Annotated in this window: 15 protein-coding genes and 1 tRNA gene; 4 read left to right on the top strand and 12 right to left on the bottom strand. The window is 70.0% G+C overall.

All coding sequences use genetic code 11. The annotated features are described in order from the left end of the window. Positions 1–85: 85 nt before the first annotated feature. Entirely contained in the window at positions 86–4,087 is a 4,002-nt protein-coding gene (locus tag RBS12_RS05350) for an error-prone DNA polymerase (protein WP_307965044.1), read from the top strand. 9 nt (positions 4,088–4,096) lie between these two features. On the opposite strand, the gene RBS12_RS05345 is transcribed toward RBS12_RS05350, so the two are convergent. Beyond that, on the bottom strand, positions 4,097–4,495 hold the full coding sequence (locus tag RBS12_RS05345) for a VOC family protein (RefSeq protein ID WP_307965043.1): 399 nt from the start codon (positions 4,493–4,495) through the stop codon (positions 4,097–4,099). A gap of 140 nt (positions 4,496–4,635) precedes the next feature. Here RBS12_RS05345 and RBS12_RS05340 point away from each other — a divergent pair, with 140 nt between their 5' ends. Next, complete coding sequence (locus tag RBS12_RS05340; protein ID WP_307965042.1) at positions 4,636–5,628, top strand: 3-methyladenine DNA glycosylase; 993 nt, start codon at positions 4,636–4,638, stop codon at positions 5,626–5,628. Between the two features lie 31 nt (positions 5,629–5,659). Here RBS12_RS05340 and RBS12_RS05335 read toward each other — a convergent pair whose 3' ends face one another. The 7 genes from RBS12_RS05335 to RBS12_RS05305 form a co-directional block, all read right to left on the bottom strand. Continuing rightward, positions 5,660–6,232 (bottom strand): dihydrofolate reductase family protein, encoded by a 573-nt coding sequence (locus tag RBS12_RS05335; RefSeq protein WP_307965041.1) that lies wholly within the window; start codon positions 6,230–6,232, stop codon positions 5,660–5,662. 158 nt (positions 6,233–6,390) lie between these two features. Then, the gene (locus RBS12_RS05330) at positions 6,391–8,082 is read right to left on the bottom strand and encodes an AMP-binding protein (protein ID WP_307965040.1); all 1,692 of its coding nucleotides are present in this window, start codon (positions 8,080–8,082) and stop codon (positions 6,391–6,393) included. A 125-nt stretch (positions 8,083–8,207) separates the two neighbouring features. Continuing rightward, positions 8,208–8,582, bottom strand: a complete 375-nt coding sequence (gene trxA / locus RBS12_RS05325) for a thioredoxin (protein ID WP_307965039.1) — start codon at positions 8,580–8,582, stop codon at positions 8,208–8,210. A 79-nt stretch (positions 8,583–8,661) separates the two neighbouring features. Then, on the bottom strand, positions 8,662–9,876 hold the full coding sequence (locus tag RBS12_RS05320; RefSeq protein WP_307965038.1) for an MFS transporter: 1,215 nt from the start codon (positions 9,874–9,876) through the stop codon (positions 8,662–8,664). Continuing rightward, entirely contained in the window at positions 9,873–10,334 is a 462-nt protein-coding gene (locus RBS12_RS05315; protein ID WP_307965037.1) for a MarR family transcriptional regulator, read from the bottom strand. Before RBS12_RS05315 ends, RBS12_RS05320 begins: the two co-directional genes overlap by 4 nt. Before the next feature lie 251 nt (positions 10,335–10,585). Next, positions 10,586–10,667: transfer RNA gene (locus tag RBS12_RS05310), tRNA-Tyr, on the bottom strand. Between the two features lie 105 nt (positions 10,668–10,772). Further along, positions 10,773–11,087, bottom strand: a complete 315-nt coding sequence (locus RBS12_RS05305) for a hypothetical protein (protein WP_307965036.1) — start codon at positions 11,085–11,087, stop codon at positions 10,773–10,775. A gap of 183 nt (positions 11,088–11,270) precedes the next feature. Between RBS12_RS05305 and RBS12_RS05300 the strand changes: the two genes are divergently transcribed. Beyond that, a complete protein-coding gene (locus RBS12_RS05300) occupies positions 11,271–11,756 on the top strand; it encodes a YajQ family cyclic di-GMP-binding protein (protein WP_307965035.1) in 486 nt (161 codons plus the stop codon). 119 nt (positions 11,757–11,875) lie between these two features. Here RBS12_RS05300 and RBS12_RS05295 read toward each other — a convergent pair whose 3' ends face one another. Genes RBS12_RS05295 through RBS12_RS05285 form a run of 3 tightly spaced genes read right to left on the bottom strand, consistent with a single transcriptional unit; the run spans position 11,876 to position 14,859 of the window. After that, positions 11,876–13,147, bottom strand: coding sequence for an MFS transporter (locus tag RBS12_RS05295; RefSeq protein ID WP_307965034.1), 1,272 nt, complete (start codon positions 13,145–13,147; stop codon positions 11,876–11,878). Between the two features lie 32 nt (positions 13,148–13,179). Continuing rightward, a complete protein-coding gene (gene htpX / locus RBS12_RS05290; RefSeq protein WP_307965033.1) occupies positions 13,180–14,061 on the bottom strand; it encodes a zinc metalloprotease HtpX in 882 nt (293 codons plus the stop codon). Positions 14,062–14,091: 30 nt separating this feature from the next. Next, entirely contained in the window at positions 14,092–14,859 is a 768-nt protein-coding gene (locus tag RBS12_RS05285; RefSeq protein WP_307965032.1) for an alpha/beta hydrolase, read from the bottom strand. A 166-nt stretch (positions 14,860–15,025) separates the two neighbouring features. Between RBS12_RS05285 and RBS12_RS05280 the strand changes: the two genes are divergently transcribed. Then, the gene (locus tag RBS12_RS05280; protein ID WP_307965031.1) at positions 15,026–15,508 is read left to right on the top strand and encodes a Fur family transcriptional regulator; all 483 of its coding nucleotides are present in this window, start codon (positions 15,026–15,028) and stop codon (positions 15,506–15,508) included. Positions 15,509–15,597: 89 nt separating this feature from the next. Here the strand turns inward: RBS12_RS05280 and RBS12_RS05275 are convergent, their stop codons facing one another. Next, positions 15,598–16,668, bottom strand: a complete 1,071-nt coding sequence (locus tag RBS12_RS05275; protein WP_307965030.1) for a Gfo/Idh/MocA family oxidoreductase — start codon at positions 16,666–16,668, stop codon at positions 15,598–15,600. Between the last annotated feature and the right edge of the window lie 38 nt (positions 16,669–16,706).

The following is a 16,706-nucleotide window of genomic DNA, read 5'->3' as shown; positions in this document are numbered from 1 at the left end:
ATATGCCCGGCCCGGACCCGCATAACCGGTGCTGCCCAGCACCGATTGAGCGGGTTCGCACCGGATAAGAGCCCAGGAGGCACGAATGGGCTGGAACAACCCGCCAATACCGTGGCAGCAGCTCCACGACATCCTTGAGGGGAAAGAGGTCACGCTCCCCACGAGCGAGGCCTCGTCCGAGCCGGCCACTGGAACTGGGGCGGGCGCCGGGAAGGCCGGCGCAGCCGCTGGAAAGGCCGGGGCGGGCAGGAAGGGCCGGTCCCAGACCCCTTCAACGGGGACCCCTCGGACCGGAGCGCCTCGAACCGGGACGCCACGGACCGGCACCGGCCGCGCCCCAGAACTGCACGACGGCGGGGACAGCCCCGCGTGGACGCGGAAGCGCGGCCCGTACATCCCGCTGCCCCTTGTCCCAGGCTCAGCAGGCACCCAAAGCTCAGCAGGCACCCCGGGCTCAGCAGGCGCCCCAGGCTCAGCAGGCGCCCCAAGCTCAGCAGGCGCCCCAAGCTCGGCAGGCGCCCCAGACTCAGCAGGCGCCCCAAGCTCAGCAGGCGCCCCAAGCTCGGCAGGCGCCCCAGACTCAGCAGGCGCCCCAGGCTCTCCCGACGCGCCAGGTGCCCCCGCCGCCGCCCCGAGCGGCGAGGCAGCATCGGGAGGCGAGCGCGCGTCGTCGTCCGTTTCGGTCCCCGAGCCAGCCCCACCCACCGTCCCGTACGCCGAACTCCATGCGCATTCGCACTACAGCTTCCTCGACGGGGCCTCGGCCCCCGAGGAACTCGTCGAGGAATCGGTCCGGCTCGGCCTCCACGCCCTCGCGATCACGGATCATGACGGCTTCTACGGCGTCGTCCGTCTCGCGGAGGCCGCGGAGGCGTATGGGCTCAAGACCGTGTTCGGCGCCGAGCTCTCCCTCGGCCTCGGCGGCCCGCAGAACGGGGTCGCGGACCCGGAAGGCGAGCATCTGCTCGTCCTCGCGCGCGGCGAGGAGGGCTATCACCGGCTCGCCGGGGCGATCACGGCCGCCCAGCTCGCGGGAGGTGCGGAAAAGGGCCGCCCCGTCTACAAGCTCGACGACCTCACGGAGCGGCTGCAGGGCCATTGCCTCGTGCTCTCGGGCTGCCGCAAAGGCGCCGTCCGGCGCGCCCTCGCGACGGGAGGGAAGGCCGCGGCTGCCCGCGCGCTCCGGGAGCTCGCGGACCGCTTCGGGTGGGACGCCGTCGTCGTCGAGCTCTTCGACCACGGCAACCCGCTCGACAGCGCGCACAACGACGCGCTCGCGTCGATCGCCGCGCGGCTCGGCCTTCCGACGGTCGCGACGAACGCCGTGCACTACGCCGAGCCCTCCCGGCATCCGCTCGCGACCGCCGTCGCCGCCGTGCGGGCGCGGAGGAGCCTCGACGAGCTCGACGGCTGGCTCCCCGCGAGCGACGGCGCTCATCTGCGCAGCGGGGCGGAAATGGCGCGGCGCTTCGCTCGCTATCCGGGCGCGGTCGAGAACACCGTGCGCTTCGCCGACGAGCTCGCGTTCCCGCTCCGGGCGGCCCGGCCGAAGCTGCCCAAGCAGAAGGTCCCGGACGGGCATACGCCCATGTCCTATCTGCGCGAGCTCGTGGACCGCGGCATCGTCGAACGCTACGGCATGCCCGGCGGTCAGTGGAGGAGCACGGCTTCCCCCGAGGAGGTCCGCCAACGGGTCGAGCAGGAGCTCGCGGTGATCGAGAAGAAGGACTTCCCCGGCTACTTCCTCATCGTCTACGAGATCGTCCAGTTCGCGAAGGGCCGAGGCATCCTGTGCCAGGGCCGCGGTTCGGCCGCCAATTCGGCCGTGTGCTACTTCCTCGGTATCACGGCCGTGGACAGCATCCGGTACAGGCTGCCGTTCGAGCGCTTCCTTTCGAGCCTGCGCGAAGAGGAGCCGGACATCGACGTCGACTTCGATTCGGATCGGCGAGAGGAGGTCATCCAGCACGTCTACGAGGTGTACGGGCGGGGGAACGCAGCGCAGGTCGCGAACGTCGTGAGCTATCGGCCCAAGAACGCCGTGCGGGACGTCGCGAAGGCCCTCGGCTACAGCCAGGGCCAGCAGGACGCGTGGTCCAAGCGGCTCGATCGATGGGACGGGCTCGCGGCCGAGGCCGCCGAGACCGGGGCCGAGGCCGAGGCGGGCGACGCCGCGAACGACGACGGCGCACGCGCCCAAGGTGCCACCGGCACCTCAGCCACGGCCCCTCCAGGCGACGACGACCGCATCCCCCCGCGCGTCGTGGCCCTCGCGCGGGAGATCCTGGGAGCGCCGCGGCACCTCGGGATCCACTCGGGCGGCATGGTGCTCACGGAACGGCCCGTGGGCGAGGTCGTGCCGATCGAGCACGCGCGCATGGAGAACCGCACGGTGCTGCAGTGGGACAAGGACGACTGCGAGTGGATGGGCCTCGTCAAGTTCGACCTCCTGGGCCTCGGCATGCTCGCGGCGCTCCAGTACTGCTTCGACCTCGTGGACGAGCATTTCGGCGAGCGCTGGCGCATCGAGGACATCCCGAAGGAAGAGCCTGCGGTCTACGACATGCTGTGCCGGGCCGACTCGGTGGGCGTGTTCCAGGTCGAGTCCCGTGCTCAGATGAGCACGCTCCCGAGGCTCCGACCGCGCAGCTTCTACGATCTCGTCGTCGAGATCGCGCTCATCCGGCCTGGACCCATCCAGGGCGGGGCCGTGCACCCGTATATCCGGCGTCGAGCGGGCGAGGAGAAGGAGGCCTATCCTCACCCGCTCCTCGAACCCGTGCTCAAGCGCACGCTCGGCGTCCCCCTGTTCCAGGAGCAGGTCATGCAGATGGCCATGGCGATCGGCGGCTGCAGCGCCGAGGACGCGGACCTGCTGCGCCGCGCGATGGGGTCCAAGCGCGGCGTCGAACGCATCGGGAGCCTGCGAGAGAAGCTCTTCGCGGGCATGGCCGCGAACGGGCTGAGCCACGACGAGGCGAGGGCGATCTACACCCAGATCGCCGCGTTCGCGGACTTCGGCTTCGCCGAGTCGCATTCGATCGCCTTCGGCGTGCTCGTGTATGCGAGCTCGTGGCTCAAGCTCCACTACCCGGGGGCGTTCCTCGCGGCGCTCCTGCGGGCGCAGCCCATGGGCTTCTACTCGCCGCAGACGCTCGTCGCGGACGCGCGCCGACACGGCGTGACCGTGCTGCGCCCGGACATCCTCCGCTCGCAGGCGGACGCGTGCCTGGAACCTCTCGCGGGCGAGGGGCCGGACGTCGTCGCCCCTTCCGGCGAGCCCCGCGGGCTCGATGCGTGCCTCAATATCTTCCAGCCCGAGGTCGGGGGCTTCGATCCGGAGGCTCCGGACGACGGCGCCGCTCACCGACGCGACGCGTCCCGCGCCGTGCGGATGGGGCTTTCGAGCGTCACGGGTATCGGGAAGGACCTCGCCGAGCGGATCGTCGCCGAGCGCGAGGCCAACGGCCCCTTCCGGGAGCTCGCCGAGCTCTCGCGGCGGACGGGCCTGAGTGCCGAGCAGCTCGAATCGCTCGCCTCGGCCGGGGCCCTCGACTCCCTCGGGCTCACGCGCCGCGAGGCCCTGTGGCGGGCCGGAGCCGCGGCGCTCGAGCGGCCGGGCCAGCTGCCGGGGACGCAGCCGTTCGTCCAGCCTCCCCTCCTGCCCGAGCTCAGCGACGAGGAGGCCGTGGCCTACGACCTGTGGGCCACGGGCGTCGCGACCGACGACCACCCCGTGCGGCACGCCCGCGAGGCGCTCGACGCCCGCGGCGTCCTGCGCATCGACTCCCTGCGCGCGGCGGAGGACGGAACCCGGATCGAGGTCGCGGGGATCGTGACGCACCGTCAGCGGCCGCAGACGGCTCAGGGCATCACGTTCATGAACCTCGAGGACGAGACGGGGATCCTCAACATCGTGTGCAGCATCGGCGTCTGGACCCGCTACCGGAGGGTGGCGCAGAGCGCGGGGGCGATGATCGTCCGCGGTCTGCTCGAGCGGTCGAAGGAAGGCGTCACGAACCTTGTCGCGGACCGGCTCGAGGCCCTGCCGCTGCGGGCGAAGACCTCGAGCCGGAATTTCCGCTAGACCTCTCGGCTACTCGGCCGCGGGCGGGGCAGCGTTCTGCCACAGGCCCAGAGTGTTGCCCTCCGTGTCCTTGAAGTAGGCAGCAAAGCCCATCTCGCCCACCGGGATCTTCGGCGAGACGGTGCTCCCGCCGAGGGACTCGATCTTGGCGAGGGCCGCATCGATGTCCTCGACGTCGACCGTGACCACGGGCGACTGCGGGAACTGCTCGTTGCGCGTGTACATGCCGCCGTTGATGGCCCCCGGCTCCGTCGGGGCACCCATCTCGTTCGACGGAGTCGTGCCGACCATCGTGTAGTCCATCCCGGGGACCGGCATGAGGTTCCAGCCGAAGGCCTCGGAGTAGAACGAGCCTGCGCGGGTCGAATCGTCTGCGGGAATCTCGAAGTGCACAACTTGTCCAGCCATGGTGTTGCCTTCCGTCGGTGGGGGGACCGAGCGTCGGATGCGCGCCCTACGGCGATTCTTCGGGGGCGCCCCAAGGGCGTCAAGGGTCTGCATCTGTGAGGTGCCGGGGAATTGTCGCCGGGCCGTGACATGATGCTCGGGTGACCTTGGCTCCCCCGTTCGCGCGCGCCGCATCGGCCGCGTCCGAAGGCGCGTCAGGGAAGCCAGACGCCGAAGACGTCTGGGAGGCCCCCGAGCACTATTCCCTCGCCGCGACGTGCTTCCCACTTCAGAGGGGCGACGGCGACCCCGCCTTCGCGGCCCACCCCGCCGGGCTATGGACGGCGTTCCGCACGCCCGAGGGCCCGGCGTCGCTCCTCCTCACGCACGCCCGGCGTGAGCTGCGGGCCCGCGCATGGGGCGAGGGGGCGGCGTCGGCCATCGAATCCGCGCCCGCGCTCCTCGGGCTCACCGACTCATGGGAGGCGTTCGACGCCGAGCCGTTCCACTCGACTCTGCCTCCCCTCGTGCGCGAGGCACGACGGCGGAACCCGGGGCTGCGCCTGCCCGCGACGGGACGCGTGACCCAGGAGCTCGTGCCCGCAATCCTCGAGCAGAAGGTCACGGGAGTCGAGGCCCGCCGAGCATATCGGTACCTCATGCGCCGCTTCGGATCGCCTGCCCCGGGGGCGGGCCGCGCCGCTCCGGCGGGCCTTGTCGTCCCGCCGTCGGCCGCGGAGTGGCTCCGCGTTCCGTCGTGGGAGTGGCACCGCGCGGGCGTCGGGCCCCAGCGCTCGGCGACGATCATGCGGGCGCTGCGCTCGGCGTCGGGCCTTGAGCGCCTGGCCGCGAAGACGGCCTCCGAGGCCTCCGCGGGCCTCCAGACCATTCCGGGCATCGGCGTGTGGACCGCCGCGGAGATCACCCAGCGAACGCACGCTGACCCGGACTCGATCTCGGTGGGCGACTACCACCTCGCAAAATTCGTGGGCTACGCGCTCACGGGCGAGCGCACGGACGACGCCGGGATGCTCCGACTCCTCGAACCATGGCGCGGGCAGCGCCAGCGCGTCGTGCGAATGCTCGGCCTTGCGGGCGTGCGGGCGCCGCGCTACGGCCCGCGCATGACGATCCAGGACCACCGAGGCCACTGAGACCAAGCCCGTGTTCCTCTGCGGCCGGATGCTAGGAGCCCCGGACCAGCTCGTAGGTGAGGAAGGCGATGCCCTCGCCGAGGATTCGGCTGTCGACAAGCCGCATTGGCTTCTTCTCGCTCGTCTCGCCGAAGAGACGGTTGCCAGCCCCGAGCACAACCGGGAAGACCTTCAGCCTCAGCTCGTCGACGAGGTCGTGCTCGAGCAGCGTGCGCAGGAGCTGGAAGCTGCCTGCGACGACGATTTCCCCTGTCAGCGTCTGCTTCAGCTTCGAGACCGCATCCACAGCATCGCCGGACAGCACGGTCGAGTTGTTCCAGGCGGGATCTCCGAGGGTGGAGGACAGGACGTACTTGGGCAAGCTGTTGAGCCTGTCCGCCAAGGCGCCGGACCGGGATGGCCATCGTGCGGCCAGCCACTCGTAGCTCCGCCGGCCGAGCAGGAAGGCCTCTGCGCCGAGCGCCTCATTGAGCGCGACCTTGGCCAGGTCCTCGTGAGCCGCTATCAGTCCGACCCAGCCTCCGCGGCTGAAGCCTTCATCGCCGGCCGGGTCCTGAATGACTCCGTCGAGCGAGACGTTCTCGCTCACGATGAGCTTTGCCATGTCCGGTTCTCCGTTCTCGTCGGTAAAGCGACGTAGCGTCGACCCTCAGCCCGCGCTCCCGTCCAGTTGTTTCGTCCCAATCGGTAGAAACCCGGCGTGTCACTGCCAAACACTGCGCGAGCGGCCCAAGAAACGGACCAGAACGTCGCGCCGCGCCCCTACCCCCGCAGCCCGAGCCGCTCGATAGCCTCCTCGCGCATCTCGACCTTCCGGACCTTCCCTGACACGGTCATGGGGAAGCTCTCGCGGATGTCCACGTACTTGGGAACCTTGTAGTGCGCGAGCCGCCCGCGGCAGAACTCGGCGACGGCAGCCGCGTCGACGAGCTCCGCGCCCGGCTTGAGGATGATGCACGCCATGAGCTCCTCGCCGTACTTCTCGTCGGGGACGCCGATCACCTGGACGTCCTGGATGCTCGGATGCTGGAAGAGGAACTCCTCGACCTCCCGGGGGTAGATGTTCTCCCCGCCGCGGATCACCATGTCCTTGATCCGGCCCTCGATCACCACGTAGCCGTCCTCGTCCATGCGCGCGAGGTCGCCCGTGTGCATCCAGCCGTCGGCGTCGATCGCCTCGGCGGTCTTGTCCGACTGGTCCCAGTAGCCCGCCATGACGGCGTAGCCGCGCGTGCACAGCTCGCCGATCTGGCCCCGCTCCAGGGTCTCCCCGGCCGCGTCGATCACCTTGATCTCGAGGTGCGGCATGGTCCGGCCGACGGTCCCGGTGCGCTGGGCGAGCGAGTCGCCGAGGCGCGTCATGGTCGAGACGGGCGAGGTCTCGGTCATCCCGTAGCAGATCGCGACATCCTCCATGTGCATGTCCGAGATGACGCGCTTCATGACCTCGATGGGACACAGCGAGCCCGCCATGACGCCCGTGCGCAGGGTGTCGAGCCGATACGACGAGAAGTCCGGGAGGGCTAGCTCGGCGATGAACATGGTCGGCACCCCGTAGAGCGAGGTTCCCCCGAAGTCCTGGACGGATTTGAGCGTCGCGGCCGGGCTGAACCCTCGGCCCGGCAGGATCGTGGCACAGCCGTGCGAGAACGCGTTGAGGTTCCCGATGACCATGCCGAAGCAGTGGTAGAACGGCACGGGAATCACCACGCGATCCTCCTCGGTGTACCCGAGCAGCTCGCCGATCGAATAGCCGTTGTTGAGGATGTTCCGGTGCGTGAGCGTCGCGCCCTTGGGGAAGCCGGTGGTCCCGGACGTGTACTGGATGTTGATGGGGTCGTCGGGCGCGAGGGCCGCCGCGCGCTCCGCGACGGACGACGCCGGGACCTCCCCCGCGCGGGCGGCGAGGGCTTCCCACGTGGTCTCCTCGCCGGACGCCGGGACCCCGGCCGCGAAGGCGCCATCCGCTGCCCGCGAGGGAGCCGGCAGGAACACGAGCTCGCGCAGGTCGGGGCACTCGGCGAGCGCCTCGCGCGCCATGCCCACGTAGTCGCTCGTGCGATCCGACGGCGCGACGACGAGCGTCCGCATGCCGTTCTGCCTCACGACGAACACGAGCTCGTGGGCGCGGTACGCGGGGTTCACGTTGACCAGAACCGCGCCGATCTTGGCCGTCGCGTATTGCAGGATCGTCCACTCGGCGCAATTCGGGCTCCAGATGCCGATCCGCTCCCCCTCTGCAAAGCCCGCGGCGAGGAATCCGCGCGCGAGCCGGTCGACGTCGTCGTCGAGCTCGCGGAACGTCCAGCGGCGGGCGGCGGAAGCATCGCCGTCGGCCGCCGCCTCGATGAGGGCATCGCGCTCGCCGAAGCGCCCGACGGCCCTCGCGAAGTTGGCCCCGATCGTCTCGTCGAGCAGCGGGACGTCGGTCTCTCCAACGGTGGACGACAGCATGGGCCCTCCCGATCCTCGTCGATCACATGTGGCAGCAGGCTAGCAACGGGGCGCGAGGCAGGGAACCCGTAGACGACGACGGCGCCGCTCCCGGACGGGGGGCGGCGCCGTCGAACGTGCTTCGGTCAGCTCTCGCGCGAGGCCTGGGCCTCGGCGACCTTGCGGTGGACGTCCTCCATGTCGAGGCCCTTGACCGCGGTGATCACCTGTTCGAGCGCCGCGGGCGGAAGGGCACCGGGCTGCGAGAAGACGAGAACCTTCTCGCGGAACGCCATGAGCGTCGGGATCGACGTGATGTTCGCCTGGGCGGCGAGCACCTGCTCGGCCTCCGTGTCGACCTTCGCGAAGACGACGTCCGGGTGCTTCTCGGACGAGGCCTCGTACGTCGGGGCGAACTGGCGACACGGGCCGCACCACGAAGCCCAGAAGTCGACAAGGACGATGTCGTTGTCCTCGATGGTCTCGGCGAACTGCTCGCCGGTGATGTTCCTGGTAGCCATGAACGAACTCCTCGGGTCTAGCAACCGGTCATATGGTCAACGGCCTCGGCCCGGGGTTCATTCCCGGGCGGCTGCGAGGTCAGACCGCTGCGGGCTCGTGCTCCGTGAGGTAGACCCTGCCGGCGACGGCGATCACGAGCGCCACGACGAGCGCGACGGCCGCGACGAAGAACGGCACCGGCGCACCGAAATCCTCGCCGAGCTTCGCCGCAATGTACGGTGCGAGCGCGCCGCCCATCCAGCGCACGAAGTTGTACCCCGCGCTCGCCACGGGCCGCGGCGAGTCGGAGACGCCCATCGCGAGCTCCGTGTACACGGTGTTGTTGACGCCCAGGAACGCGCCGGCCGCGATCACGAGGACGACGACGGCAGGCACCGAGTGCGCGGCGGCGGCGATGCCGAGGCCCACAAGGTCGAGGGCGAGGAGTGTGAGCATGGCCGCGAGGACCTTGACGTCGCCGAAGCGGGCCTGGAGCGGCGGGGCGACGAACACGGACGTGAGCGCGAGGGCGACGCCCCAGCCGAAGAAGACGGCGCCGATGCCGTAGGCGTTCATGCCGAGGATGAACGGCGTGAAGGCGAGCACCGTGAAGAAGCCGAAGTTGTAGAAGAAGGCGCTTCCCGCCGTCGTCCGCAGGCCCGCGTGGCCGAGCGCGCGGATCGGGGCGCTGAGCTTGGTCTTCTGCGCGGGGGCGGGGGTCTTGGGGAGCATCGTGATGAGCGCGATGAACGCGACAGCCATGAGCGTGGCCGTGCCGAAGAACGGCGCCCGCCACTGCCAGCCGCCGAGGAGGGCGCCGAGGAGCGGGCCGAGCGAGATGCCGAGGCCGAGCGCGGCCTCGTAGAGGATGATCGCCGTCGACGTTCCGCCCGACGCGACGCCCACAATCACCGCAAGCGCCGTCGCGACAAAGAGCGCGTTGCCGAGGCCCCAGCCCGCGCGGAAGTCCACGAGCTGCCACACGGAGTTGCTCGTGCCCGAGAGCGATGCGAACACGACGATGAGGGCGAGCCCGGCCAGGAGCGTCTTCTTGCCGCCGATGCGGGACGAGACGAAGCCCGTGACGAGCATCGCGATCGCCGTCACGAGGAAGTAGCTCGTGAAGAGGAGCGAGACCTCGCTCGGCGTCGCCTTGAGGTTGGCCGCGATCGCGGGGAGGATCGGGTCGACGAGGCCGATGCCCATGAACGCGAAGACAGCGGCTGCCGCCGTCGCCCAGACGGCCTTCGGCTGGCGGAAGAAGGAGGCCTTTTCGGCCTCGAGGGTGGTGTGGACTGCGGTCTCGGCAGTCATACGATGTTCTCCTTGAGGTTCGAGAGCGTGTGGAGGCGCTCGTTGATCTTGTCCATGACGGGCAGCGCGGCGCGGAGGGCCTCGAGCTCGTCGGGGTCGAGGCCGCTGAAGGCGGCGACCATGCGGGCCGTGCGGCGGCGGTTGGCGTCGGCGGCGGCATCGTCCCCGGCCGCGGTCCGATGGACGACGACGGCGCGTGCGTCCGTGGGGTCGGCGCGCCGTTCGACGAGCCCGGCCCGCTCGAGGCGGCCCACCTGCTCGGTGGCGGACGGGACGCGGACTCCGAGGTTCTCGGCGATCGCGCCCATCCGGAGGCCCTCGTCCGCGAGCATGTTGAGGATCGTGGTCTGCGTGGTGCTGAGCCCCGTGGCGGCGTCGAAGCGACGGGACACGAAGACGGCGAGACGGAGCGTGCGGCGATAGCGTTCCGCGAGGTCAGCGAGCTCCTGGTCGTTCATACTTAGGAATCCTAAATGTTAGGGTGCCTAAGTTCAATCTGATGAGAGGGAGATCACGGGGGATTAGGCGGAGCGGGAAGCGCATCGGGCGCCCTTCCTCGCAATTGGGCCGCGGGTCCGCGGCACCAGTGCGGGTCCGCGGCACAGTTGCGGGTCCGCGGCACAGCTGGGGGGACGCGGCACCAGTGCGGGGACGCAGAACACCCCCGGCCAGAAGACCGGGGGTGTTCCCGTGGTGCAGTTTCACAAAGTGGCAGATGAGGGATTCGAACCCCCGTAGGCAATGCCAGCTGATTTACAGTCAGCCCCCTTTGGCCGCTCGGGTAATCTGCCGAGCACACACAACGGGCCGGGCCTGAGCCTCGTTCCGCTGGGCGAGCAAGACAACCTTACAGAACATCGGGCCACCAGTCGAATCGAAGCCGACGCGCTCCACTGTTACGCCTGAGAGGACGAGTCCGAGCCCGAACCGAAGATCTCACGCTCGAGCTTGGCCTCGAACATCGCGGCCTGTTCGGGCGTGATCTGACGCAGAGAGACGGCGCGCTGGAGGTCGTCGTGGATCGCGCCGAGCCTAGCCGTCGGGGCCTGGGCCGGGGTCATGACGATGCCCGCCGCGAACGTCGCGGCGACGACCCCACCGGCGGCCGCCGCGACCCCGCCGACCACCGCCCGCGCCGTCGCCCGCGCACGCCGTGCGCCGTCGCCCGGGGTCGCCGACCCTTGGGACCTTGAGCCGTGACGTCTCGCCACCGTTCCTCCTTCGAGAGCTTCCGTCCGCTACAACGCTCTCTCCGTTCCATGCGCTCCCGCTGGGCTTCGGCTATGAGTGAACTGTGATCCAGAGCGGAGCTGCGCCGTAACGCACTAGGCTTGGGCCCAGACAAAATCGCGAGCGCCGCCGGATTCAAGCGCGCGGCATGGCAGGAGGCAGCAATGGCTGATTCGACGTTCGACGTCGTGAGCAAGGTCGACAAGCAAGAGGTCGCCAACGCTCTCAACCAGTCGCAGAAGGAAGTCGCGCAGCGGTACGACTTCAAGGGAGTCGGCGCCGAGATCGATTTCAGCGGCGAGAAGATCCTCATGAAGGCGAACTCGGAGGAGCGCGTCAAGGCGGTTCTCGACGTCTTCCAGTCGAAGCTCGTCAAGCGTGGCATCTCGCTCAAGTCGCTCGACGCAGGCGACCCGTTCGCCTCGGGCAAGGAGTACCGCATCGAGGCCTCCATCAAGGAAGGCATCTCGCAGGAGCACGCGAAGAAGATCACGAAGCTCATCCGCGACGAGGGCCCCAAGAGCGTCAAGGCCCAGATCCAGGGCGACGAACTCCGCGTCTCCTCGAAGTCGCGCGACGACCTGCAGACCACGATCGCCCTCCTCAAGGGCTTCGACGAGGCCGACCTTCAGTTCGTCAACTTCCGCTGACAATCGGCCTCAGAGCCAACCAGCCTGAGGACCGCGGCCGCCCGTCTGGGGGGCCGCGGTCCTCTGCCATAGCGGAACAGGCAGCACCCGATCGGGATCGCCACCCCGTCACCCCATCCCTACGGTGCCGGGTGCAGCGCGTCGTAGCGGGCGAAGCGCGGCTGGGCTAGCCGCAGGACGCCGACCAGCACGACGCACACGAGGGCGCCGACGACGACGGCGGTCCCCTCGCCGAGCAGCCCCGCCAGGCCGCCCGAGAACACATCGCCGAGGCGCGGCCCGCCGGCCACGACCACCGTGAATACGCCCTGAAGGCGGCCGCGCATCGCATCAGGCGTGGCGGCCTGCAGGATCGTCGAGCGGAGGGCGGCACTCACGGAATCGGCGGCCCCCGCGAGGATCATGCACGCGAGCGCGGGCACGACCCACCACGTCGCACCGCCCGGCGAAGAACGCCCGGCGCCGAGCACAACGAGGCCGAACGCGAGGATGCTCGCGCCCCACGCCACGACGGCGATCTGGACGCCCCGGCCCTGCCACCGCACGCGCCCGACGGGCCCCGAGAACAGCCCGCCGAGGAACGTCCCCGCTGCGATCGCCCCGAGGAGAGCTCCCGCCACGGCCGCTCCCCCTCCGAGCGAGAGCGCCGCGACGGCGGGAAGGAGGGAGCGCGGCATCGCGAACACCATCGCACAGAGGTCGATGAGGAACGTCATGCGGATGTTGGGGCGTGTGCCGAGGAATCGGAACCCTTCGCCGACCGAGCGGAGGCCCGCGCGCCGCACGAGGCCCTCGGGCGGGAGCGGCGGCAGCCGGAAGAGCGCCCACATGGCCACCGTGAAGCCCAGGACATCGAGGGTGTAGGTCCACCCATACCCCACGCTCGCCACGAGGGCCCCCGCAAGGAGCGGCCCAGCGGCCCCGCCGAGGCCGAACGTGATCATGTTGAGGGAGTTCGCCGCTGCGAGGAGCTCGGGCCGAATGAGCCGCGGGACAATCGCGCTCCGCGCGGGCAGGTTGATGCCCGATCCCAGCGCCTGCAACGCCACGAGGGCGTAGATGAGCGGCACGTTGTCGAGCCGGAGCCACGCCTGTAGGGCGATGAGCGCGCTCGTTCCCCACAGGAGCAAGGACGACGCGATCGCGACAAGGCGCCTGTCGTAGGCGTCGACCACGGCACCGCCATACAGGCCGGCCACAATGAGCGGCACGAGCGCGACGAGGCCCAGAAGTCCGACGTTGAAGCTGGAGTGCGTGAGGTCGTAGACCTGAAGGCTCACGGCGGTGAGCGTGAGCTGGCCGCCGAGGATGCTCAGCAGCTGGCCAGACCAGAGGCGACGGAAGTCCGGGCTCTCTTGAAGCGGGGAGATATCGGCCAGCAGACTTCGCACCGGGACAGACTACCCGGGCGTGCCAGAAGGGGTCAGCGCCCAGCCTGGCCGGCCAACGCCTCGAGCCGCGCTATGCGCTGGTCCATGGGCGGATGCGTCGAGAACATGTTCGCGAGGCCGCCCCCGCGCTTGAACGGGTTCGCGATCATGAGGTGGGACGTGTTGACGAGCGACTGATCCTGCGGGAGCGGGTACTGCCGCACCCCACCGTCGATCTTGTTGAGCGCGGAGGCCAAGGCGAGCGGGTCGCCGGTGAGGCGGGAGCCGTCCTCGTCGGCGTCGTACTCGCGGGTCCGGGAGATGGCGAGCTGGATGAGGCTCGCGGCGAACGGTGCGAAGAGCGCGAGGATGAGCAGCGCGATCGGGTTCGCGTTGCGATTGTCCCGGCTGTCGCCGCCTCCGAAGAACATCGCGAACTGGGCGATCGACGTGATGACGCCCGCGACGGCCGCCGCAATCGAGGACGTGAGGATGTCGCGGTTGTAGACGTGCATGAGCTCGTGCCCGAGCACGCCGCGGAGCTCGCGCGCGTCAAGCATCTGGAGAATCCCCTCCGTGCAGCACACAGCCGCGTGCTGGGGATTGCGCCCGGTCGCGAACGCATTGGGCGCCTGCGTCGGCGAGATGTAGATGCGCGGCATGGGCTGGTTCGCTCGCTGCGAGAGCTCGCGGACGATCTGGTACAGGCCCGGGGCCTGTTCCTCCGTGACGGGGTATGCCTGCATGGACCGGAGCGCGATCCTGTCACTGTTCCAGTAGCTGTACGCCGTCGTCGCAAGGCCGATCACGGCGAAGATCCAGATGGGCGCGGCACTGCGCGTGCCTGCGCCGATGAGCGCTCCGATACCGAGGAGCACGGCCCAGAGGACGCCGAACAAGGCGGCCGTCTTGAGTCCGTTGTGATGGTTGTGCACAGTGAACCTCCTGCTCCCTCAACGAACGAATCAGCCAGCTTGCTCCCCGGAATCCCCCGCATCTGCGAGGAAGTCGTCGACGATCCCAAGGAGGCCGGGGTCCGCGAGGATGCGGAAGTGCCCGACGACGGGCAGCACGATGTTGCGCCCGCCGTCGAGCCTCGTCGTGCGTCCGATGAGCGGGTCGACGACGGCGCCGACCGAGACGATCCGCGCATTCGCCTCGAGATTCTTCGCGAGCGAACCCATGACCGGGTGCCCCGCGTGGAACGAGCGCAGCGGCCGGGTGGGAGCGTAGCGCGAATAGCGGGCCCCCTCGAACGGCGTGGAGACCGCGAGCATGCGCGTGACGAGGCCTTCGTCCGCATAGGCGGTCATGAGCAGCTTCCCGATGAGGCCGCCCTTGCTGTGGGCGACGACGACGGCGCCGCGCACTCCGAGCGCCCGGAGCCGGTTGGCGACGGCGGCCGCGGAGTCGGGGATGGTGCGGCGGTTGTAGCCGAGCTCGGGGAGCACGATGACGCGGTGCCCGCGGGCTTCGAGCTGGCGGCGCAGGGGCGACATGAACTCCGCGGGTTCATAGATCCCCGGAATGAGGACGACGGCGGGGGCCGTCGCGCGCGCGGGGTCGCCCGCCGTCGTGCTGGCCCCCGTCATGTTGGCCGGGGCGCCGGGCATCCGCGGGGCGCCCAGCGCGGCGGCGTGTCGCGCCAGCGCGTACCAGGCGTCGCACGCGATGCCGCCGGCGACGGCGAGCGCGTTGGGCGGCGTCGCCGTCATGCGCACCACAGCGTCCATGAAGAGCTCCTTCCACGCAGAGGGGCTCAGCCCCGTTGCAGGGACTCGCGGCCCCCCCGGCGCACAGCGTAGCGAGCGCTCCTGTGCGCCGCCTGTCACACGCCCCGCACCCCCAGAGGGGGTCAACTTATTGTGACTCGGTCAAAATAAGTGCTTCAATGGGGTCATGGAACCGATGCACGGGATCGAGGACTGGTCCGCGGCCCTGCGTGAGCACGGGCGACGGGTGACTCGCCAGCGGCTCGCGGTGCTCGACGCCGTCGAACGCCACCCGCACTCCCCGGCCGATGTGGTCCTCGCCCACGCGCGGGAGGGGCTCCCCGAGCTCACGCCGCAGTCGGTGTACGTTGTGCTCGGCGACCTCACGGACCTCGGCATGCTGCGCCGCTTCGAGCCGCCGCACTCCCCCGCGCTGTACGAGACGCGCGTCGGGGACAACCATCATCACGCCATCTGCTCGAGCTGCGGGCGCGTCGAGGACGTGGAATGCGCCGTCGGCCACGCGCCCTGCCTCACGCCGAGCGACACCCACGGGATGACGATCATGATCGCGGACGTGACCTACCTCGGGATCTGCTCGGACTGCGCGGCCAAGCAGGCCCTCGGGCATTCCGCCGCTGACGAGGGAAGTCCCCTTCCTCGTCCGTGAGTCCCCCTCAAGAGGACTTCTTGGACACAAGAGGACTTCCGTCGCCTGAGGCGGCGGTCATGGCCTCTGGCTATCAGCCCGAACCCGGCCTAGACGGCGGGCTTCCCGGGGACGGTCGCGAGGAGTTGTCGGACGTCGACCCCTGCCCCAGTCTCGGCGGCCTCGCGGGCCGCGATCGTCGTCGCGAGCGTGAGCAGCCCTTCGCGCGCCGTGCACAGGGGCTCCGCCCCGTCCCGGGCCACCGCGATGAACTGCCGGAGCTGGTTCGCATAGCAATCGCTGCGCTCGATAGGCACGGTCTTGCGCAGCACAGGATCCCGCCAGTCCTCCCCCGGTCCGTGCCAGCGCAGCTCCATGGACGGAACCGCGAGGGAGGCCTTCGTGCCGCCGAACCAGAAGCTGTTCCCCGCTTCATACGGGAAGGCCATCCCCTGCCCTGACGCGACATCCCAGAACCACGAAGCCGGCGTCGAGTCCGTCATCACGAGCGTGGCGAGCGCGCCGTTCTCGAAGGACAGCACGAGCGCGAGCGTGTCCTCGACATCGAAGCCGCGCACGGAGTTCGAGGCCATGGCCTGCACCGTGGCCACGTTTCCGAAGACGTACCGGAGGCAGTCGATCTCGTGGATCAGGTTGATGAGGAAGAGACCGCCGCCTGGCTCGCGCCGCCATGCGGCCTCGAAGTAATCGTCCGGCTTCTTGGCCATCCACATTCCGTTGGCAGTGACCGGGCGTCCGAGCTCGCCTTCGGCGACGACCCTGCGGGCCGTGAGCATGTCCGGGCTGTGGCGCCGGTGGTGCCCGACGAGCACGGGCACCCCTGTGGCCTCCGAGGCCTCCGCAATGCGCGCGGCGGCCTCGATCGAGTCCGCGATCGGCTTCTCGAGCAGCACGGGAATCCCGCGCCCGATGCACTCGCGAGCCACATCCTCGTGCAGCGCGTTCGGGACTGCGATGATCGCCGCCTCGGGCCGGTGGGACTCAAGCAGCTCGACGTAGTCCGGCGACCACGCGCACCCGGCATCGTCGGCCAGGGCCCGCGAGGCGGGAGACGGGTCGGCGACGCCGACCAGCTCGGCGTCGCGGCTCGCACGGATGCGCTGGGCATGGACGGCGCCTATCGCCCCAGCCCCAATGAGAGCGGTGCGGAGCGGGGTCATGCGAAACCTCCTGACACACGGGAGCGACGCGGCCGCGC

The organism is Sinomonas sp. ASV322, assembly GCF_030908245.1.
GTDB lineage: Bacteria > Actinomycetota > Actinomycetes > Actinomycetales > Micrococcaceae > Sinomonas.
The sequence above is the reverse complement of the archived record's forward strand: the minus strand, read 5'-3'. Positions and strand labels throughout refer to the sequence as shown.

Coding starts and splice junctions, on each gene's coding strand:
- RBS12_RS05350 (WP_307965044.1), top strand. CDS start 86: ATGGGCTGGAACAACCCGCCAATACCGTGGCAGCAGCTCCACGACATC.
- RBS12_RS05345 (WP_307965043.1), bottom strand. CDS start 4,495: ATGGCTGGACAAGTTGTGCACTTCGAGATTCCCGCAGACGATTCGACC.
- RBS12_RS05335 (WP_307965041.1), bottom strand. CDS start 6,232: ATGGCAAAGCTCATCGTGAGCGAGAACGTCTCGCTCGACGGAGTCATT.
- RBS12_RS05330 (WP_307965040.1), bottom strand. CDS start 8,082: ATGCTGTCGTCCACCGTTGGAGAGACCGACGTCCCGCTGCTCGACGAG.
- trxA (WP_307965039.1), bottom strand. CDS start 8,582: ATGGCTACCAGGAACATCACCGGCGAGCAGTTCGCCGAGACCATCGAG.
- RBS12_RS05320 (WP_307965038.1), bottom strand. CDS start 9,876: ATGACTGCCGAGACCGCAGTCCACACCACCCTCGAGGCCGAAAAGGCC.
- RBS12_RS05315 (WP_307965037.1), bottom strand. CDS start 10,334: ATGAACGACCAGGAGCTCGCTGACCTCGCGGAACGCTATCGCCGCACG.
- RBS12_RS05300 (WP_307965035.1), top strand. CDS start 11,271: ATGGCTGATTCGACGTTCGACGTCGTGAGCAAGGTCGACAAGCAAGAG.
- RBS12_RS05285 (WP_307965032.1), bottom strand. CDS start 14,859: ATGGACGCTGTGGTGCGCATGACGGCGACGCCGCCCAACGCGCTCGCC.
- RBS12_RS05280 (WP_307965031.1), top strand. CDS start 15,026: ATGGAACCGATGCACGGGATCGAGGACTGGTCCGCGGCCCTGCGTGAG.
- RBS12_RS05275 (WP_307965030.1), bottom strand. CDS start 16,668: ATGACCCCGCTCCGCACCGCTCTCATTGGGGCTGGGGCGATAGGCGCC.